Annotated in this window: 15 protein-coding genes; 6 read left to right on the top strand and 9 right to left on the bottom strand. The window is 74.5% G+C overall.

Features of this window, described 5'->3' with window-relative positions:
• Positions 1–5: 5 nt before the first annotated feature.
• Genes ABD296_RS36695 through ABD296_RS36685 form a run of 3 tightly spaced genes read right to left on the bottom strand, consistent with a single transcriptional unit; the run spans position 6 to position 2,927 of the window.
• A complete protein-coding gene (locus ABD296_RS36695) occupies positions 6–1,637 on the bottom strand; it encodes a phospho-sugar mutase (protein ID WP_344278346.1) in 1,632 nt (543 codons plus the stop codon).
• 2 nt (positions 1,638–1,639) lie between these two features.
• The gene (locus ABD296_RS36690; RefSeq protein WP_344278343.1) at positions 1,640–2,440 is read right to left on the bottom strand and encodes a purine-nucleoside phosphorylase; all 801 of its coding nucleotides are present in this window, start codon (positions 2,438–2,440) and stop codon (positions 1,640–1,642) included.
• Positions 2,441–2,480: 40 nt separating this feature from the next.
• Positions 2,481–2,927 (bottom strand): gamma-glutamylcyclotransferase, encoded by a 447-nt coding sequence (locus ABD296_RS36685; RefSeq protein ID WP_344278340.1) that lies wholly within the window; start codon positions 2,925–2,927, stop codon positions 2,481–2,483.
• 77 nt (positions 2,928–3,004) lie between these two features.
• On the opposite strand from ABD296_RS36685, the gene ABD296_RS36680 reads away from it, so the two are divergent.
• Positions 3,005–4,390 carry an NAD(P)H-quinone dehydrogenase gene (locus ABD296_RS36680; RefSeq protein ID WP_344278337.1) on the top strand — a complete coding sequence of 462 codons (1,386 nt, stop codon included), beginning with the start codon at positions 3,005–3,007 and terminating at the stop codon, positions 4,388–4,390.
• Between the two features lie 159 nt (positions 4,391–4,549).
• Here ABD296_RS36680 and ABD296_RS36675 read toward each other — a convergent pair whose 3' ends face one another.
• The 4 genes from ABD296_RS36675 to ABD296_RS36660 all read right to left on the bottom strand — a co-directional run bounded on the left by ABD296_RS36675 (position 4,550) and on the right by ABD296_RS36660 (position 8,701).
• Positions 4,550–4,870: a DUF5313 family protein gene (locus tag ABD296_RS36675; RefSeq protein ID WP_344278335.1), complete on the bottom strand. Its 321-nt coding sequence runs from the start codon at positions 4,868–4,870 to the stop codon at positions 4,550–4,552.
• A 3-nt stretch (positions 4,871–4,873) separates the two neighbouring features.
• Positions 4,874–6,286 carry a hypothetical protein gene (locus ABD296_RS36670; protein WP_344278332.1) on the bottom strand — a complete coding sequence of 471 codons (1,413 nt, stop codon included), beginning with the start codon at positions 6,284–6,286 and terminating at the stop codon, positions 4,874–4,876.
• 146 nt (positions 6,287–6,432) lie between these two features.
• The gene (locus tag ABD296_RS36665) at positions 6,433–8,199 is read right to left on the bottom strand and encodes an acetyl/propionyl/methylcrotonyl-CoA carboxylase subunit alpha (RefSeq protein WP_344278329.1); all 1,767 of its coding nucleotides are present in this window, start codon (positions 8,197–8,199) and stop codon (positions 6,433–6,435) included.
• A 256-nt stretch (positions 8,200–8,455) separates the two neighbouring features.
• On the bottom strand, positions 8,456–8,701 hold the full coding sequence (locus ABD296_RS36660) for a type B 50S ribosomal protein L31 (RefSeq protein ID WP_344278326.1): 246 nt from the start codon (positions 8,699–8,701) through the stop codon (positions 8,456–8,458).
• A gap of 159 nt (positions 8,702–8,860) precedes the next feature.
• On the opposite strand from ABD296_RS36660, the gene ABD296_RS36655 reads away from it, so the two are divergent.
• A complete protein-coding gene (locus tag ABD296_RS36655) occupies positions 8,861–9,403 on the top strand; it encodes a hypothetical protein (protein WP_344278323.1) in 543 nt (180 codons plus the stop codon).
• Between the two features lie 361 nt (positions 9,404–9,764).
• Positions 9,765–10,037: a WXG100 family type VII secretion target gene (locus ABD296_RS36650; RefSeq protein ID WP_344278320.1), complete on the top strand. Its 273-nt coding sequence runs from the start codon at positions 9,765–9,767 to the stop codon at positions 10,035–10,037.
• A 131-nt stretch (positions 10,038–10,168) separates the two neighbouring features.
• Here the strand turns inward: ABD296_RS36650 and ABD296_RS36645 are convergent, their stop codons facing one another.
• Both ABD296_RS36645 and ABD296_RS36640 read right to left on the bottom strand, forming a co-directional pair.
• Complete coding sequence (locus tag ABD296_RS36645; RefSeq protein ID WP_344278317.1) at positions 10,169–14,683, bottom strand: FtsK/SpoIIIE domain-containing protein; 4,515 nt, start codon at positions 14,681–14,683, stop codon at positions 10,169–10,171.
• A gap of 100 nt (positions 14,684–14,783) precedes the next feature.
• On the bottom strand, positions 14,784–15,725 hold the full coding sequence (locus ABD296_RS36640) for an NAD-dependent epimerase/dehydratase family protein (protein WP_344278314.1): 942 nt from the start codon (positions 15,723–15,725) through the stop codon (positions 14,784–14,786).
• A gap of 130 nt (positions 15,726–15,855) precedes the next feature.
• Here ABD296_RS36640 and ABD296_RS36635 point away from each other — a divergent pair, with 130 nt between their 5' ends.
• The 3 genes from ABD296_RS36635 to ABD296_RS36625 form a co-directional block, all read left to right on the top strand.
• A complete protein-coding gene (locus ABD296_RS36635; protein WP_344278311.1) occupies positions 15,856–16,566 on the top strand; it encodes a TetR/AcrR family transcriptional regulator in 711 nt (236 codons plus the stop codon).
• A 210-nt stretch (positions 16,567–16,776) separates the two neighbouring features.
• On the top strand, positions 16,777–17,655 hold the full coding sequence (locus ABD296_RS36630; protein WP_344278309.1) for a hypothetical protein: 879 nt from the start codon (positions 16,777–16,779) through the stop codon (positions 17,653–17,655).
• 2 nt (positions 17,656–17,657) lie between these two features.
• A partial coding sequence (locus ABD296_RS36625; protein WP_344278307.1) for a hypothetical protein occupies positions 17,658–18,523 on the top strand: 866 nt, incomplete at its 3' end.

Here is an 18,523-nt window from a genome sequence, read left to right as displayed (position 1 = left end):
GACGGTCAGGCGAGGCCGAGCGCGGCGGAGACGTCCGCGCGGAGGGCTTCGAGGTCGGCGGCGGCGCGTTCCCGGGCCGCCGCCACGTCGCCGTCCACCGGGTGGACCACCTCCAGGTAGCACTTCAGCTTCGGTTCGGTGCCGGACGGCCGGATGACGACGCGGGCGCCGCCGAGACGGAACCGCAGGCCGTCGGTCGGCGGGAGGCCGTCCGCGCCGGCGGACAGGTCGTCGAACGCCTCGACGGCGCGTCCGCCCAGCTCGGCGGGCGGGTCCGCGCGCAGCCGGGCCATCGCGCCGCCGATCAGCGACAGGTCGTCGACCCGCACCGACAGCTGGGATGTGGCGTGCAGCCCGTACCGGCGGGCCTGGTCGTCCAGCAGGTCGAGCAGGGTCCGGCCGGCGCGGCGCGCCTCGGCGGCGAGCGCGGCGACCGCGAGGGCCGCGCCGATGCCGTCCTTGTCGTCGACCAGGACGCCCCGGTCGTCGCCGACGCTGTAGCCGAGGGCCTCCTCGTAGCCGAACACGAGCCGGTCTCCGGGACCGCCCGCCTTCATGATCCACTTGAAGCCGGTCAGGGACTCGGCCGATCGGACGCCGTGCTCCCGCGCGATCGACGCCAGCAGCGACGACGACACGATCGTGGTCACGACCAGGCGGTCATCGCCGGAGGTGTGCCGCAGCACGTGCTCGGCGAGCAGGCCGCCGACCTCGTCGCCGGTCAGCGCCCGCCAGCCGTCCGGCGCGGGGACGGCGACGGCGCAGCGGTCCGCGTCCGGGTCGTTCGCGATCACCAGGTCGGCGTCCCGCTCGCGGGCGAGGGCGAGCGCCAGGTCCAGCGCGCCCGGCTCCTCCGGGTTCGGGAACGCGACGGTCGGGAAGTCGGGATCGGGGTCGGCCTGCTCGGGGACGACGGCCGGCGCCGCGAACCCGGCCCGCTCGAACGCCGCGAGGAGGACGTCGCGCCCGACGCCGTGCATCGGCGTGTAGGCGATCGAAATGTCGCGATCGTCGCCCAGCCGGAGGCTCGACACCGCGTCCAGATACAGCGCCGCGTCATGGTGGACGGTCCAGCCCGAGCCGAGCGGCAGCTCGTCCACCCGGCCGACCGCGTCGATCGCGGCGGAGATCTCCGCGTCCCGCGGCGGGACGATCTGCGCGCCGTCCGCCCAGTACACCTTGTAGCCGTTGTCGCGCGGCGGGTTGTGGCTGGCCGTGACCATGACACCCGCGACGACGTCGTCGAACGCCCGGGTGAAATGGGCCAGGACCGGCGTCGGCACCGGCTCGGCGAACACCTCGGCGCGCAGTCCGGCTCCCGTCAGCACCGCCGCCGTGTCCTGCGCGAACCGGTGCGACCCGTGCCGCGCGTCGAACCCGACGATCACTCGGCCGCCGCGCGGCAGGCACGCGGCGAGGCCCGCCGCCGCCCGCATCACCGTCACCCGGTTCATCCGGTTCGGTCCCGCGCCCAACTCGCCGCGCAGGCCCGCCGTGCCGAACTCCAGCCGGGCCCCGAACCGGTCCGCGAGGGCCCGGTCGTCGCCCGCGTCCAGGATCGCGCGCAGCTCGGTGCGAGTGGCGGGGTCCGGGTCCTGCGCCAGCCACTCCTCGGCGTATCCGCGAAGATCGCTCATGCTCAGAGCTTCGTCAGGACGGTGCCGAGCAGCTCGCCCATCCGGCCCGCCGCCGCGCGGCCCGCCGCCAGGACCTCCTCGTGGTCGAGGAGCTCGCCGGACAGGCCCGCCGCGATGTTGGTGACCAGCGAGATCCCGAGAACGTCCGCGCCGCCCTGCCGGGCCGCGATCGTCTCCAGCACCGTCGACATCCCGATCATGTCGGCGCCCAGCGTCCGCAGCATCCGGATCTCCGCCGGCGTCTCGTACGTCGGGCCCCGGAACGCGGCGTAGACGCCCTCGGACAGCGTCGGGTCGACCTCCTTCGCCAGCGCCCGCAGCTTCGCCGAGTACGCCTCGGTCATGTCCAGGAACGCCGGCCCCGTCAGCGGGTTCGCGCCCGACAGGTTCAGGTGGTCGGAGATCAGCACCGGGTCGCCGACCCGCTGGTGCTCGGGCCGCAGCCCGCCCGCCGCGTTCGTCAGGACGACGGTGCCGACGCCCGCCGCCAGCGCCGTCCGGACGCCGTGCACCACCGCGTCCACACCGTGCCCCTCGTAGAGGTGCGTCCGGCCGAGGAACACCAGCGCCCGGTGCCCGCCGACCTCCACGATCCGGACCTTCCCGGCGTGCCCCTCGACGGCGGGCGGCGCGAACCCCGGCAGCAGCGTGACCGGCAGCTCGTCGTCCGGCGCCCCGAGCGCGTCGGCAGCCGGGACCCAGCCCGACCCCATCACCAGGGCCACGTCGAAGGACTCGATGGAGGTGCGCTGCCGCAGCTCGTCCGCCGCGGCCCGCGCCAGGTCAAAAGCGTCGTTGCTCACATCGCCGACACTACCGCCGCCCTCGCCTCGCTCCGGGCGGTCAGTCGCCCAGGGACTTGCAGGGGCGGGTGCGGAGGGCCTTGACGTAGTCGTCGGGGGCGCCGGCGGCCTCGGCGGCGTCGGCCAGGAGACCGAGGTAGTGCGCGGACGGCAGGCCGCCCTCGTAGTCGTCGAGGACGTACAGCCAGCACAGCGCCTCGCCGTCCAGGGTCTGCACCCGGACGCGGATCTTGCGGTAGACGCCGAGCGCGGCGCCCTCCCAGCCGTCCAGCTCCTTCTCGTCGAAGGACGGGACGTCGTAGATCACCACGAAGACCTGCTCGAAGTCGTCCTCGACCACGGTCGCGAGGGCGCCGTCGAAGCCGTGGCCGCCGAAGGTCAGCCGCCAGCCGGTCAGCCAGCCGGTTCCGCGCATGGGGGAGTGCGGAGCCCGGCTCGCCATCTGCTCGGGGTCCATGTTGGAGGCGTACGCCGCGTACAGAGCCACGTTGGCCAAGGCTACGCCACCCGACGATCGCGGGGCGCCGGTCCTACCACCGGGCCGAGTAGGAAACAATGGGAGTCGTGACCCGCATTGTGATCATCGGAGGAGGCCCCGGCGGCTACGAGGCCGCTCTCGTCGCGGCGCAGCTCGGCGCGGACGTGACCGTCATCGAGCGGGACGGGCCGGGCGGCGCGTGCGTGCTCACCGACTGCGTGCCCTCCAAGACGCTCATCGCCACCTCGACCCGCATGGCGGTCATGTCGGAGTCGGCGGCCCTCGGGCTGCGCTTCAGCGGCGGCCCGGACGGCATCGTCGGCGGGCTCGAGGCCGACATGGCCAACGTGAACAAGCGGGTGAAGGATCTCGCGCGGGCGCAGTCGTTCGACGTGGCGGAGCGGCTCGCCTACGAGGAGGTCAAGATCGTCCGGGGCGAGGCGCGGCTGGTGGAGCCGCACGTCGTCGCGGTCGGGGAGCGGCGGATCCGGGCCGACATCGTGCTGCTCGCGACCGGCGCGACGCCGCGGGTGCTGCCGGGCGCCGAGCCGGACGGGGAGCGGATCCTCAACTGGCGGCAGCTGTACGACCTGCCGGCGCTGCCCGAGGAGCTGATCGTGGTCGGGTCCGGCGTCACCGGCGCCGAACTGGCCGGGGCGTACCTGTCGCTGGGCTCGAAGGTCACGCTGGTGTCGTCGCGGGACCGGATCCTGCCCACCGAGGACGCCGATGCGGCGTCGGTGCTGCAGGAGGTGTTCCTGCGGCGCGGGATGAAGGTGATGTCGCGGTCGCGGGCCGCGGGCGTGGAGCGGTCCGGGGACGGCGTGATCGTCACGCTGGAGGACGGGAGCAAGGTCGAGGGCTCGCACTGCCTGATGACGGTCGGGATGGTGCCGAACACCACGGGCATCGGCCTGGAGGAGATCGGCGTCAACTGCGACAAGCGCGGGTTCGTCGAGGTCGACAAGGTGTCCCGGACGTCGGTGCCGCACATCTACGCGTCGGGCGACTGCACCGGCATCCTGATGCTGGCGTCGGTGGCGGGGATGCAGGGCCGGATCGCGATGTGGCACGCGCTCGGCGAGGCCGTCCAGCCGCTGAAGCTCGGGTGGGTCTCGTCCAACATCTTCACCGACCCGGAGGTGGCGTCGGTCGGCGTGACGCAGCAGATGGTCGACTCCGGCGACGTCAACGCCCGGACGGTCATGCTGCCGCTGTTCACGAACGCCCGCGCGAAGATGCAGGGGTTCGAGGACGGCTTCGTGAAGCTGTTCTGCCGGCCGTCCACGGGGATCGTGCTGGGCGGCGTCATCGTGGCCCCGCGGGCGAGCGAGCTGATCCTGGGGGTGTCGATCGCGGTGCAGCAGCACCTGACGGTCGACCAGGTCGCGCACACGTTCGCGGTGTACCCGTCGCTGTCGGGCAGCATCACCGAGGCGTCCCGCCGCCTGATGTCCGAGCACGCGTATTAATGCGATCCCGGCCCAAGGGGCTCGCCTGGCGGCTCGCCCCTTGACCGTGCTCGGGCGAGCGCGAACTCGCTTCGCGAGCTTCCCGGTGAGGCTCGCCTTCGGCGTCGCCTCACCGGTCAGATAACGCGCTCGCGTGCGGGCTGGGCGCGGCGCCGGGTGTCAGCGGTCGTCGGGGGAGTTCAGGCCGTGCCGGTGCAGGCGGGATCTGCGGAGGTCGTCGGCGCTGATCACGACGGTGAGGGTGCTGGTGAGGAACGCCAGCAGCGCGACGGCGGCGCGCATCCACGCGGGGCCGGGCAGCAGCGCCAGCAGCAGGCAGACCGGCACGATCACGCACAGGTGCCGCAGCAGCAGCCGGGCCCGCCAGCCCGCGTCGGTGAGGTCGTGCCGGACCCAGTCGCGGTTGCGGGGCGGGAGCCGGAAGCCCAGCGCGTACCGGGCCCGGCCTAACGGGCCCGGGTCGCCTGGTAGGCGAGTCATGTTCTAGAAGCCGCCGAAGTCGTTGCCGCCCCAGTCGCCTCCGCCGCCTCCGCCGCCGAAGTCGCCGCTGCCGAAGTCCCAGCCGCCGCCGACATCGCCGCCGTCGCCGCCGAAACCGCCGTCTCCGCCGCCGCCGAAGCCGTCGCCGTAGTAGCCGCCGCCGCCCCAGCCGAAGCCGCCGCCCATCATCGAGCCGAGCGCGGTGCCGATCATCAGGCCGCTGAGCAGGTCGAACCCGCCGTAGCCGTAGTAGTAGCCGCCGGCGTAGGGGGCGTAGGCGGGGCCCGCGTCCCAGTACGGCCGCCGTGCGCCGCCGTAGGGCACCATCCGGACGTCCGGGTCGTGGCCCTGCAGGACGGCCCGGGCGTCGGCCGCGCAGGCCGGCACGGACCGCGCCACGCCGCCCGGGGGCGCCCACGTCACGTCCTGGACGGACGGCCCGTGCTGCGGGTTGAAGAAGCACGGCGCGCGCCGCTCGGGCGCGGGCTCGCCGGCCATCCGGGCGCGGGTCGCCGTCATGTAGTACCGGCCGTCCTCCAGCGCGGTCGTGACGGCCTGCATGTCCTGCGGCCTGGCGGCGCGTTCGGTCGCCGCCTTGGCCTTGTCGTAGGAGTTCATGGCGCGCTCGTAGTCGGCGCGGATCTCGGGGTCGAGGCCGCGGTCCATGACGTTGAGGTCGAGCCGCGCGATGTCCTCGCCGAGCAGGATGACGTCCTCCTCGACGCCCTGCTTGAGGTCGGCCATCCGCCGGGCGTCGCGCTCGCGGCGCCGCCTGCGGGCGACCAGGACCACGCTGACGATCGCCGCGGCGACCAGGATCAGCACGCCGATCACCACGTACCCGACGACCGCGCCGGACCGGTTGTTGTCGTCGACCTTGTTCTCGGCGAGGTTCCCGAACTGGACCAGCCGCTCCTTCAGCGGCGCGCCGTCGGTACGGGTGACGAGCCGGTTGATCTCGCCGGTGTCGAGCTTCTTGGAGATCGCGCCCATCCGGCTGCCGTCCGCGGTGATCGCCACGTACGTCTCGCCCTTGCCGACGCGGTTTCCGACGGCCTTGAGCATCTGCCCGACCTGCGTGCCGCTGACGTCGTTGCGGACGACCACGGCGCGGATGTCGGCGTCGTGGTCCCCGCCGAGCGCGGAGGTGATCTGCCGCTGGTCCGCCGCCGACAGGTTCGCGTCGGAGTCGGTCGTCACGTACAGGCGCGAGCTCAGCAGGCCCTTGGCGATCTGCCCGACGGTGTCAGCGGGCAGGGCCGGAGCCGCCGGTGCCGCGGCCGCCTGCGCGGGGACGGTGTGGGAGGTCGCGGCCAGGCCGGGCGCGGCCAGGCCCGCCAGCAGCGCCACGGCGAGGATCATCGCCGGGACCGCGGCGCGGAGCACCGGCCGGATGGTACGGATCGCGGAACTCATGGTTACCAGTCTGCCCCCTCACCCGTGCCGACGACCGGGGCCGCATACGCGTTCCGTAAAAACCACCTTTAGTGACAAACACGACACCCCCGTCCGGACGTGCCGGACGGGGGTGCCAGACGGGACTGCGTGAGTGAGCCGTGCGGTCAGTCCTTGATCTCGCAGATGACGGCGCCGGACGAGACGGTCTGGCCGACCTCGGCGGTCAGGCCGGTGATCGTGCCGGCCTTGTGCGCGGTGAGCGGCTGCTCCATCTTCATCGCCTCCAGGACGACGATGGTGTCGCCCTCCGCGACGGTCGCGCCGTCCTCCACCAGGGCCTTGACGATCGTGCCCTGCATCGGGCTGACCAGGGAGTCGCCGGACGCCTGGGCGCCGCCGCCCTTCTTGCCGCCGCGCCGCTTGCCCGGCGCCGCCGCGCCGCCCGCGGGGGCCGCGGACGCGCCCAGCCCGGCGGGCAGCACGACCTCGACGCGCTTGCCGCCGACCTCCACGGTGACGCGCTCGCGCTCGCCCGCCCCGGCCTCCTCGCCGGCTGCGGCGGGGTCGAACGGCTCGATCGTGTTGTCGAACTCGGTCTCGATCCACCGGGTGTGCACGCTGAACGGCGTGTCCTCGTCGGCGGGGACGAACGCCGGGTCGTCCAGGACCGTCCGGTGGAAGGGCAGCACGGTCGGCATGCCCCCGACCACGAACTCGTCCAGCGCCCGCCTGGCCCGTTCCGCGGCCTGCTTGCGGGTCGCGCCGGTGACGATCAGCTTGGCGATCAGCGAGTCGAACGCCTGCGGGACGGTCTGCCCGGCGACGTACCCCGAGTCCAGCCGGACGCCGGGGCCGTGCGGCGGGTCGAACGCGGTCAGCGTGCCGACGGCGGGCAGGAAGCCGCGCCCCGCGTCCTCGGCGTTCAGCCGGAACTCGAACGAGTGGCCGCGCAGCGCGGGGTCGTCGTAGCCGATCTCCTCGCCCTCGGCGATCCGGAACATCTCCCGGACCAGGTCGACGCCCGCGACCTCCTCGGTCACCGGGTGCTCGACCTGCAGCCGGGTGTTGACCTCCAGGAAGGAGATCGTCCCGTCCTGGCCGACGAGGAACTCGCACGTCCCGGCGCCGACGTAGCCGGCCTCCTTCAGGATCGCCTTGGACGAGGTGTACAGCAGCTCGACCTGCTCGTCCGACAGGTAGGGCGCGGGGGCCTCCTCGACGAGCTTCTGGTGGCGGCGCTGGAGCGAGCAGTCACGGGTGGACACCACCACCACGTTGCCGTGCTTGTCGGCCAGGCACTGGGTCTCGACGTGCCGCGGCTTGTCCAGGTACCGCTCGACGAAGCACTCGCCGCGGCCGAACGCGCCGACCGCCTCGCGGACCGCCGACTCGTACAACTCGGCGACCTCGCCGAGATCGCGGGCGACCTTCAGGCCGCGGCCGCCGCCGCCGAACGCCGCCTTGATCGCGATCGGCAGGCCGTGCTCCTCGGCGAACGCGACGACCTCGTCCGCGCCCGACACCGGGTCCTTGGTGCCGGCGACCAGCGGCGCGCCGACCTTCTGCGCGATGTGCCGGGCCTGCACCTTGTCGCCGAGCGCGGTGATCGCGGCGGGCGGCGGACCGATCCAGGTCAGCCCCGCGTTCTCGACGGCCGCGGCGAAGTCGGCGTTCTCGGACAGGAACCCGTAGCCGGGGTGCACGGCGTCCGCGCCGGCCTCGGCCGCGACCTTCAGCAGCTTGCCGATGTCCAGGTAGCTGTCGGCGGCGGTCTGGCCGCCCAGGGCGTACGCCTCGTCGGCGACCCGTACGTGCAGCGCCTCCAGATCGGGTTCGGCGTACACCGCCACACTGGCCAGCCCCGCATCGCGACAGGCACGGGCTATACGAACCGCGATCTCACCGCGGTTGGCGATCAGGACCTTGCGCACGTGGGTCTCCTCCCTAAACCTCGCACGCAGTCTAGATAACCGCCGTTCGAGGTTTTCGTAAGCCCCTCCTTATTGCACCGGGATGCCAACTTTCAGGGGGTTGCCGCTCAGTGGGACCGCTCGCCGGGCCCCTGCCCCGCAGGGCCTCGGACATGCGGAAGGCCCGCGCCTCGGGGAGGCGCGGGCCTGCGCTGCCGGACGCCGCCCGGGGCCGCGCGGGGCGCGGTGGCGGCCCGCCGGGCGCGTCTCGGAGGTCTCAGCTCCGGCGGTAGCGGCGGTTGAACTTCTCGACCGCTCCCGTGGCGTCCAGGACCTGCCGGCGGCCCGTGTAGAACGGGTGGCTCGCGGACGACACGTCGACGTCGACCAGCGGGTAGGTGCGGCCGTCCCGCCACTCGATCGTCCGGTCCGTCTCGGCCGTCGACCGGGTCAGGAAGGCGTAGTCCGCACCGCGGTCGCGGAAGACGACCGGACGGTACTGCGGGTGGATCCTGTTCCTCATCGTTCCCTCCCTGGTTCTCGGCTGTTCACCCCTGCCAACAGGGCGGGAACGGTTTTCATTCCCTCCCCCTCCGGCGCCTTGCCCAGGGCCCGGCGGGCCGGTGTATCTTCGCCACTGGTCAGCCTCAGCAGCGCGCGGCAACGCATGGGAAGGGGCCGGATGGCTCGCCACTGGACCCGGGCCGGTCTCGCGGCGGTCATGGCCTGCTGCCTGGCGGCGCCCTCGTCGGCCGCGCGCCACGCCTCGCCCGTCCTGGACGCCGACACCACCCGGCAGCTCACCGTCGCCGCGAACACCCTGCTGCAGCACCGTTCCGAGGCGCTCGTCGAGAAGCGCGGCCACCGGCACCCCGAGACTCCCGCCGAGGTGCTCGGCGTCCGGATCTCCCCGCGGGTCGCGCGCGTCCAGGAGCGGGCCGTCCACGAGCTGGAGAATCGCAACCGCGCCCCGGTGGCGGGAGGCCCCGCCTACACCGGCGCCCGCACCCGCCTGGACGCCCGGAAGGCCGTCCGCACCGGCGACCGGATCGCGCTGGAGGCCGTTGAGCACACCGTCGTCCGGTACGGGAGCGGCAAGGTCACCCAGTCGGTCCGGCGCCGGTTCGAGTTCAAGGAGCGCGGCGAGCAGCTCGTCCTGGTCGGCGAGCGCGTCCTCGACCCCGGGACGCACCCGGTGAACGACCCGGCGCCCGGCTCCCGCTGACCGCTCCCTTTCCGACATTGCGGGGCGTTCTTCTGGAATGCCGGGGTCGCGACGGCTCTGAAATGTCCTTGACGGCCAGTCATTATTTGCGTCACGGCATGACGGAGCGTCGCCGTGCCGGGCGGGCCGGGGACGCCAAACCTCCACCTGGCAGGGGGCGGCTGGCCACATCCGGCCACTCCTGGATGGCGGGATTATGGGCGTATCGGGGCCCGATACCGGGTCCGCCGCTGGATTCGAGTGATCGGAGAGGCGTAGGCTGTCGCCATTCTTTCGCAGTGCGGCAGGACCGGAAAACGTTCCAGTGAAGTCCCGCCCGCCCCCCGGCGGACGGTGCGACCGGCGACGGAGGGTCGAAGCGATGAGCGGTGACAAGCGCGGCGCCAACCTCGGCGAGCTGGAGGAGCTGTCCCGGATCTTCAGCAAGCACTCGAAGAACCTGGACGCCCTGATCAGGGACCTCAACGGCCGGACGGTCAGCAGCAGCGCCGCCTGGTGGGGCCCCGGCGCCGACCGGTTCCGCGGCGCGTGGGCCGAGGCCAAGACCGCCTTCGACAAGATGGCGCTCGCGCTGGAGCAGGGCAGCCAGGACATCCGCAGGTCGCAGCAGAACATCGAGGCCGCCACGCGCTGACGCCTCGCACGGACCGCGGGTCCCGGCCCATCCCCCCGAGGCCGGGACCCGCATCACCGTCCCGCACCGGCGCCCACCGCCGGACCGCGCGGACGGTCACGCATATCAGGGGGTGTTCGCCCGGCTCCGCGTCATTCGCTGGTGACCGGGGGCGGTAGCGCCACCTGGATCTGGGTCGTGGTGCCGGCGGCGACGAAGAGCCCGCGGCCGGTCGGGCCCGCGAGCGGGGCGTTGCGGGGCAGCCGCAGCCCGAACAGCTCGCCATCGTCGGGGGACTCGACGGACAGCAGGACGCCCGAGCGGGACCGGCGCGCGTCGGCGAGGAAGCCCCGGTAGCCGCGGCCGAGGTCGGCGGTGGTGCCGCCGACCACGACGGCGTGCTCGCCGTCGCGTGCGGTCCGCAGCACGCCCGCGAGGGCGTCGTCCATGTCGGTCTCGTCGAGGAGTTCGGCGTCGTCGACCACGACGGCGTAGCGGTGCTCGTCGCCGATCGCGCGTTCCAGGTCGTCGGGGTCCGCGTCGGAGGTGAGCACGCCGAGGACGCCCGGGCGGCCGGACAGCAGGCGGAGCGGCGAGCGGCGCGGCGTGACCAGCACCACGGGGACCAGGCCGCCGCCGACGGCCGGGTCGAGCAGCGAGTGGACGATGGTGCGCAGCGTGGTGGAGCGGCCGGAGCGGGGCGGGCCGGCGACGGTGAAGCCGGGGCCCTCGTTGAGCAGGTCGGCGCCGACGGGGACGAGGGTGTCGCCGCCGACGCCGACGAGGGCCCACAGCGCGGACGGGGCGAGGAACGCCTCGTCCAGGGTCATCGCCTCGCGGTAGGTGACGCGGACGGGCAGCTCGTCGACGTGCAGGGGGCGCTGGCGGCGGGGGAGGCGGCCGTAGCGGGCGACGCAGGTGCGGGCGATCTCCTGGAGGGCGGCGACCTGCGACGTGCCGGACGGGTCGTCGGCGAGCAGCCCGATCTGGGACTCGCGCGGCGCGGCGCCGGGCGGGGCCGGTTCGAGGGCGCGGCCGGGCGGCATCGCGGCGGGGACCTGCTTGTCCTGCAGCCCGGCGTAGCCGTAGTCGTTGGGGTCGGCCATCCGCAGGACGAGGCGGCGGTCGAAGACGGTGGAGATCTGCCCGCCGAGGCCGGTGCGGTCGCCGGTGAAGACGGCGCGCAGGCCGACGGCGGCGCCCTCGCGCAGCAGGCGGAGGGCCTGCTCGACGAGGCGGCCGTAGTCGTAGTGCTCGAACGCGCCGAGGAACCCCTCCCAGCGGTCGAGGAGCAGGACCATCCAGGGGAGCCGGTCGGTGGCGGCGACGGCGGCGCGCTGCTCGGCGAGGGAGGCGAACCCGGCCTCGGCGAGGAGCTGCTGGCGGCGGGCGACCTCGGCGGACAGCGCGGTGAGGAGGCGTTCGCAGCGGTCGAGCTGGTCGCGGGTGACGACGGCGCCGCAGTGCGGCAGCGAGATCAGCGGGAGCAGCGCGTTCGCGCCGCAGTCGATGGCGTACAGGTGGGCGTCGTAGGGGGAGCAGGCGCCGGCGAGGGACCCGGCGATGGTGCGCAGCGCGGTGGAGCGCCCCGACGTCGCCGACCCGGCGATGTACAGGTGGCCGCCGGACGCCAGGTCGAGGACGAGCGGCTCGCGCGACTGGACGGCGGGCAGGTCGGTGATCCCGAACGGGACGGCGGGCACGTCCACGACGGAGCCGCCGGCGGCGACGCGCGGCGTCAGCCGGACCTGGTCGGGCAGCGGGGAGAGCCACGGCGACGGCTGCCGGGCGATCCCGGCGCGGCGGGCGGCCTCGTCGACGGCCTGGACGAGGACGGCGAGGTCGGTGACCGGCGTGTCGCCGTCCCCGCCGGCCGGTTCGCCGGGCGCGGGCAGCGGGTGGCCGAGGCCCTGCCAGGGCAGCGGCAGGACGCTGGTGTGCCGGCCGGCGGGCCCGGCGCGGCGCCCGCCGATGCGGGCGGACTGGACGGCATGCGGCGCCGCCGCGCCCGACCGGACGTAGCAGCGGCCCGGCGTGGTCTTGGCGATGCGGGCGGCCTCCGGCCCCTCGATGACGTCGGTGGACTCGTCGGGGTCGGTGACGCGCAGCGCGATCCGCAGGTTGGTGTTGGCGCGGATGTCGGCGGTGACGACGCCGGCGGGCCGCTGGGTGGCGAGGATCAGGTGGACGCCGAGGGACCGTCCGCGGCGGCCGATGTCGACGAGGCCGGCGACGAAGTCGGGCAGTTCGGTGACCATCGCGGCGAACTCGTCGATGACGAGGACGAGCCGGGGCAGCGACCGGGTCCGGTCGTTGTAGTCGTCGATGTCCTTCGCGCCCGCGTGCAGCAGGATCTCCTCGCGGCGGCGCAGTTCGGCGGCGAGGGATTCGAGGGCGCGTTCGGTGGCGTGCCCGTCGAGGTCGGTGACCATGCCGACGGTGTGCGGGAGGCGCGCGCAGTCCTTGAACGCGGCGCCGCCCTTGTAGTCGATGAGGACGAACGTCATCTCGTCGGGCCGGTTCGCCACGGCCAGGGACGCGATGAGCGTCTGCAGCAGTTCGGACTTGCCGGCGCCTGTGGTCCCCGCGATGAGGCCGTGCGGGCCGTCCGCGCGGAGGTCGATCTCGTACGGCTGCCCGGGGCGTCCGGGACGCTCGCCGGAGCCCACGCCGATGGGGACGCGCGTACAGCGGCCACCGGTACGCGACCAGGACTGGAGGATGTGCTCGGCGGTGGGCTCGGCCATGTCGAGCAGGTCCAGAAGGCGGACGTTCGACGGGATGGTCTCCTGGGCGTCCTCGCGGGACACGTCCCGTACGGGGGCCAGCGCGCGCGCCACGCGGTCGGTCCAGGCGGAGGAGACCTGGTCGGCGAGCACCGGGCCGACGGCGTCGAGCCCCTGGCCACGGAGCCGGAGATGCGACGGGTCCTGCGGGTCCCATGCGGCGATGGCGTTGCACTCCTCGGGGAGGAGCCGTTCCTCGTCGTCCACGCAGATGGCGTGGATGCCGTACTCGGCGCCGCGTGACAGCAGCATCGGCATACCGGGGATGCGGCGCAGTGCGCGCGCGCCGTCGAGTACCAGGAGGATGTTGTAGGGAACGGCGTCGGCGGGTTTGTCCTGTCCGAAGAACGCGGATTCGGCCTGTGCGGCGCGGCGGCGTTCCGTGACGCGGATCGCGAGTTCGGTGACGCGGTGCGCGGCGGACTCGGGGTCGGCGCCGACGAGCGCCACGCATTCCTCGCCCTCGCGCGGCGTGCAGTGCGGCAGCCACCGCACCCAGTTCCACTCGTCGCCGGCGTGCTGGTCGGCGGACAGCACGATGATCGCGAGGTCGCGCGGGCTGTGCAGGACGGCGGCCTGCGCGACGAGCCAGCGGGCGAGCGCGCGGGACGCGGCGCGCGGCCCGGTCAGGCCGATCACGCCGAGGTCGCCGAGCGGCAGCGCGACCGGCACCGAGCGGGCGGCGGGCACCGGGAAGCCGCCCGTCTCGTCCCCGACCGGCTCGATGCGGGCGGGCAGGTCGGCTAGGCCGAGCCGCAGGTGCAGCGCGTCGGGGTCGTCGCGGCGGCGCTCCCACAGGCGGCGGCGCGGGCCGGTCGCGGTGAGGAGCACCTCGGCGGGGTCGGGGTGCAGGGCGCGGCGTTCGGCCTCGTCCTCGCGGCGCAGCCCGTCGAGTTCGCCGTCGAACTCGCCGGCCTTGCGCTGGTACTCCTTCAGCGCCTTCTTGTAGGACTTGCGGCCGTGCATCCGGTCGCCGGCCCATTCGCCGACCGTCATCAGCGGCCAGGCCAGCGCGAACAGCGCCCACCACCACTGGTGCAGCCCGAACGCCATGGCCAGCCCGAACGCCGCGAACAGGATCGCGCCGAACAGCCGGAGCCGCTCGCGCGGGTTGCGCTCGGGCCGCTTCGGCACCTCCAGGGTCCGGACGCGGTGCGCCGGGGCGAGCCGGGGCGGCCGGTTGAACGCCAAGCCGCCCTCCGGCAGCGGCTCCAGGTGGGTGTCGGGCGCGGCGCTCGGCGCGAGGGTCAGCACGCTCGCGCCGACCGACAGCATCCCGCCCATCGGCCAGACGGTCCCGGCGGTGAGCGGCTCGCCGTCCAGCGCGGCGGCGCCCTGCATCGTCATCGCGGACGCCTCGACCCGCACGGCGTCGCGGCCGACCGTGATCCGCAGCGACCGGGCCGGGACGGACGGGTCGGCGAGGACGACGTCGACGTCGTCGCCGGAGCCGATCGTGCCGACCCCGAGGCCGAGCCGGTGCACGGGTCCGGCGGCGGGCCCGCCGACGACCCGGACCTCGACCAGGCCGGCCGGCTCGGCGAGCACGGTCGCGGCGGCGGCGCCCCGCTCGACCGCGACGACCGCGCCGTCGCGCAGCTCCTTGGCGGCGAGGGCCTGCGGGTCGAGCATCCGGCCGTCCATCCACAGCGCCATGCGCTCGGCGGACGACCCGCCGGAGGCGGGCCGCGGCGCGCGCGGGCCCCCGGTGAGCAGCGCCTCCTTGGAGAAGCGCGGAGCGGGGACCCCGCCGGCCGTCGCCGGCGCGTCGAGGGCGGCGGCCAGCGACCGCGCGACCCCGGCGACGGTGATTCCGGAGTCCATCGTGATCACGACGTCGCGTGGTCCGCCGCCGGTCAGCGCCGTGAACGAGATCCGCATCCGAGCCCTCCATCGCGCGCCGCCCGCAATGCCGGCGCTGCCAGTCCGGGCCAGCTTAATTACCGGGCCCGTCACTTTCCGGCGAAGCGGGCCCGGGGCCTCACCGCGCGTCCGCCCGGGATTCGCGGGACGCGGCGACGATGGTCCTCAGGGCGTCGTCCATGGGGGTCGGCGCCATTCCGAAGGCGGTCTCGAAGGCGGAGGAGTCCAGGATGTACGGCTTGTCGAACTGGTACCTGGTCTCCCGCAGTTCCCGGACCATCGGGTTGGCGAGGCCGAGCGCGTTGAAGATCGGGCGCGGCACCTCGTAGACGCGCGGTGCGGGCGCGTCCGCGATCCGGCACAGCCGCTCGCCGACCTCGATCGTCGAGACGGCGGGGCCGGTCGGGATGTGCCAGGCCCGGCCGTAGGCGCGCTCGTCCGTCCCGGCGATGGCGAGGGCCTGGGCGACGTCCGGCAGGTACGTCCAGGCGTGCGGGACCGACGGGTCGCTGAAGTAGGCGACGCGCTTGCCCGCCAGCAGCGGCCTCACGAACCGCGTCTCGCCGATGTACGCCTGGTCGGTGCTGCGCGGGCCGTAGTAGTCGGAGCCGCGCAGCTCGGTGGCGCGGATGCGGCCGGCCTCGTGCGCGGCGAGCATGTCGTGCCACATCTTCGCCCGGACCCGGCCCTTGACGCCGGTCGCCGCCATCGGGGCGTCCTCGGTCATCGGGCCGTCCACCGGCCCGTACCCGTAGAGGCAGCCGAGGGTGACCAGGGCCGCGCCGGTGTCCTCGGCGGCGCCGAGGAAGGACGCGGCCATCGGCGGCCAGTCCTGCACCCAGCGGTGGTACCGCGGGTTGACGCAGTTGTAGATCGTGTCGGCGCCCTTGGCGGCGGCGGTCAGCCGGGCCCGGTCGGCGACGTCGGCGGCGATCCGCTCGACGCCCTCCGGCCCGGACCCGGACCGCGTCACGACGGTGACGTCGTGGCCCATCCCGGCGAGCCGCTCGGCGAGGTGCGAGCCGACCTGGCCGGCTCCGACGATCACGTGCTTGCCCATCTCGGTCTCCCTGGTGCCCGGGAGCGCCGTGGTCCGGCGCTCTGCGACGAGAGCAATGCTCTCTCTTGTGAGCACTGTTCGTCAAGAGCAGTGCTCTCGTTTTGTTCTGGTGCTCTGCTAGCCTCGTCGCATGAGCGGACGGACGGCACGGGAACGGGTGCGCGCGGAGCTGGTCCGGGAGATCACCGGCATCGCGCGCGAGCAGCTGGCGACCGCGGGCGCGGCGGGGCTGTCGCTGCGCGCGGTCGCCCGCGAGATGGGCATGGTCTCCTCGGCGATCTACCGCTACTTCCCCAGCCGGGACGACCTGCTGACCGCGCTGATCATCGACGGCTACAACGCGGTGGGCGAGGCCGTGGAGCGCGCCGAGGAGACCGCGCGCAAGGAGGGGGAGCCCTTCGCCGGGAGGTGGCTCGCGGTGTGCCGGGCCGTCCGCGAATGGGCGCTCGCGCACCCGCACGAGTACGCGCTGCTGTACGGATCACCCGTGCCCGGCTACGAGGCGCCCCAGGACACCGTCCCCGCCGCCCTGCGCGACACGGTCGTCTTCGTGCGGATCGTCGAGGAGGCGCACGCCGCCGACGCGCTCGACCCCGCCGGCCCGTGCCCGCCCGCGCCGCCGCTCCTGGCCGGGGACCTGGCGCGGGCCCGGGCCGCGCTCCCCGTGAACGCGCCGGAGGACGTGATCGCGCGCGCCTTCACCGCGTGGGCCGGTTTGTACGGGACGGTCAGCTTCGAATTGTTCGGGCAATTCACCAACGTGATCGAGGAACGAGCCGCCTACTTCGACCACAGCATGGCTCTGCTCGGCCGCCTCGTCGGCTTCCGGAACGCGCCATAGCGGCGACGCGGATGCGGTAGTGACAGATGTGACTCGTGGTAAGTACCGAAGTGACCGGTGAATTCGCAGGTCACCACGGTAGTGACGGAGAACGGCCCGCTTACCCTCACCGAATCCATTGACGCGGCCTTGCCCGCACCGCAAGCATGGATCGCCCGGTGATGCGGAGACCTCCTGAGGCGAGGTCCGCAGGAGGGCGGGAAGGGGCACGTGCGCAGCGCGATGAAGGCTGATCGGCAGACCCTCGCCGGCGGCTCGTCCGGCGGCTCCTCCGGCCCCGGCGCGGGCGGCGGTCCCGGGCGCTCCGGGCTCGGCACGTCCGGCGGGCAGCGGCTGCCCGTCTCCCCGCGCGAGCGCAAGCCGGCGCTGGCCGCCCTGGCGGTGCTGCTGATCCTCGGCGGCGCGCTCGCCAGCGCCTACCTGGTGATGGCGAGCGGGCAGCGGGTGTCGGCGATCCGGATCGCGCAGCCGGTCGCGGCCGGGCAGCGGATCCCGCAGAGCGCCCTGGAAGAGGTGCAGATCGGCGACACCGGCGTCCAGTTCGTCAACTGGTCCGAGCGGCTGAACGTGTCCCGCTACTACGCGTCCGTCCCGCTGGTGAAGGGCGCGCTGCTGACCAACGGCATGATCGGCCGGACCGACGAGGCGGCGAAGGGCCGGCTCGTCGTCGGCCTCGCGCTCAAGCCGGGCCAGCTGCCGTCCGGCGGCGTCGAGAGCGGCAAGAAGGTGACGCTCTACGCGGTCGGCAACGGCGGCGGGGGCGGGCCGCGCGCCGGGACGGTGCTCGCCGCCGACGCCATCGTGGTCAACGTCGGGGGCGGCGGCAGCGGCCGGCTGCGCTCCGACCAGACGAACGTCGACGTCGCGGTCGCGCCCGGCGACGCCGCGCAGGTGACGGAGGCCGCGTCCGCCGGGACGGTCGCGATCGCGCTGATCCCCGGCGGGACGAAGGTGGCCGGGCAGCCGTCCGCCGCGCCCTCCGGCGGCGCGCAGCCGCCCGCCGAGCCCGGCGGCGACGGCGCGGGCGCCGGGACGGGCACGGGCACGCCGGGCGCCGGCAACGGCACCCCGGGCACGGGCGGGAACTGACCGTGGCACTGATCGCGCTCGCGGCCGACAAGGGGGCGCCGGGCGTCACGACGGCGGCCGTGGCCCTCGGCGCGGTGTGGCCGCGCCCGGTGCTGGTCGCCGAGTGCGACCAGGGGGGCGGCGACCTGGTGTACCGGCTGCCCGCCGCGGCCCCCGGCGGCGGCGAGCGCGACGGCGGCATGCTGAACCCCGCGCGCGGGCTGCTCAGCCTCGCCGCGACCGCCCGCCGCGGGCTGCGCCCCGACCAGGTCGCCGAGCACTGCCAGCGCCTCGTCGGCGGCCTCGACGTCCTCGTCGGGACCACCAACGCCGAGCAGGCGCAGGCCATGACGTGGCTGTGGGGGCCGCTCGGCCGCGCGTTCGCCGGCCTCGCCCCGGTCGACGTGATCGCCGACTGCGGGCGGCTCGGCGCCGGCACCCCGCAGATCGGCCTGCTGCGCGAGGCCGACCTGGTCGTCCTGCTCACCCGGGCGACCCTCGAACAGGTCGCGCACCTGCGCGAGCGCGTCGCGGCGCTGAGCGCGGAGCTGCGCGGCGGGCCGCCGATCGGGGTGCTGGTGCTCGCCGACCCGCGCGACTTCCGCGGTGCCCTCGCCGAGGTCGCCCGGATCGTCCGCGGCGCGCGCGGCCGGCAGGTCCCGGACCCGGCCGCGCCGGCCGGTCCGCCGCCGCCCGACGTGCGGGTGCTCGGCGGGCTCGCGCTCGACCCGAAGGGCGCCGACCTGCTGTCGGGCCGCTGGGGCGGCCGGCTGGACCGGTCGCTGCTGATCCGGTCGGCCCGCGAGGTCGCCGGCGACCTGACCGCGCGGCTCGACGCCGCGGCCACCGCGTCGCCCGGATACCCCGACTCCGCCCCGCCGCCCCCGCC

Source organism: Actinomadura napierensis (assembly GCF_039529375.1).
In the GTDB taxonomy this organism is placed as follows: domain Bacteria; phylum Actinomycetota; class Actinomycetes; order Streptosporangiales; family Streptosporangiaceae; genus Spirillospora; species Spirillospora napierensis.
This window is presented reverse-complemented; position numbering and strand designations above follow the sequence as displayed.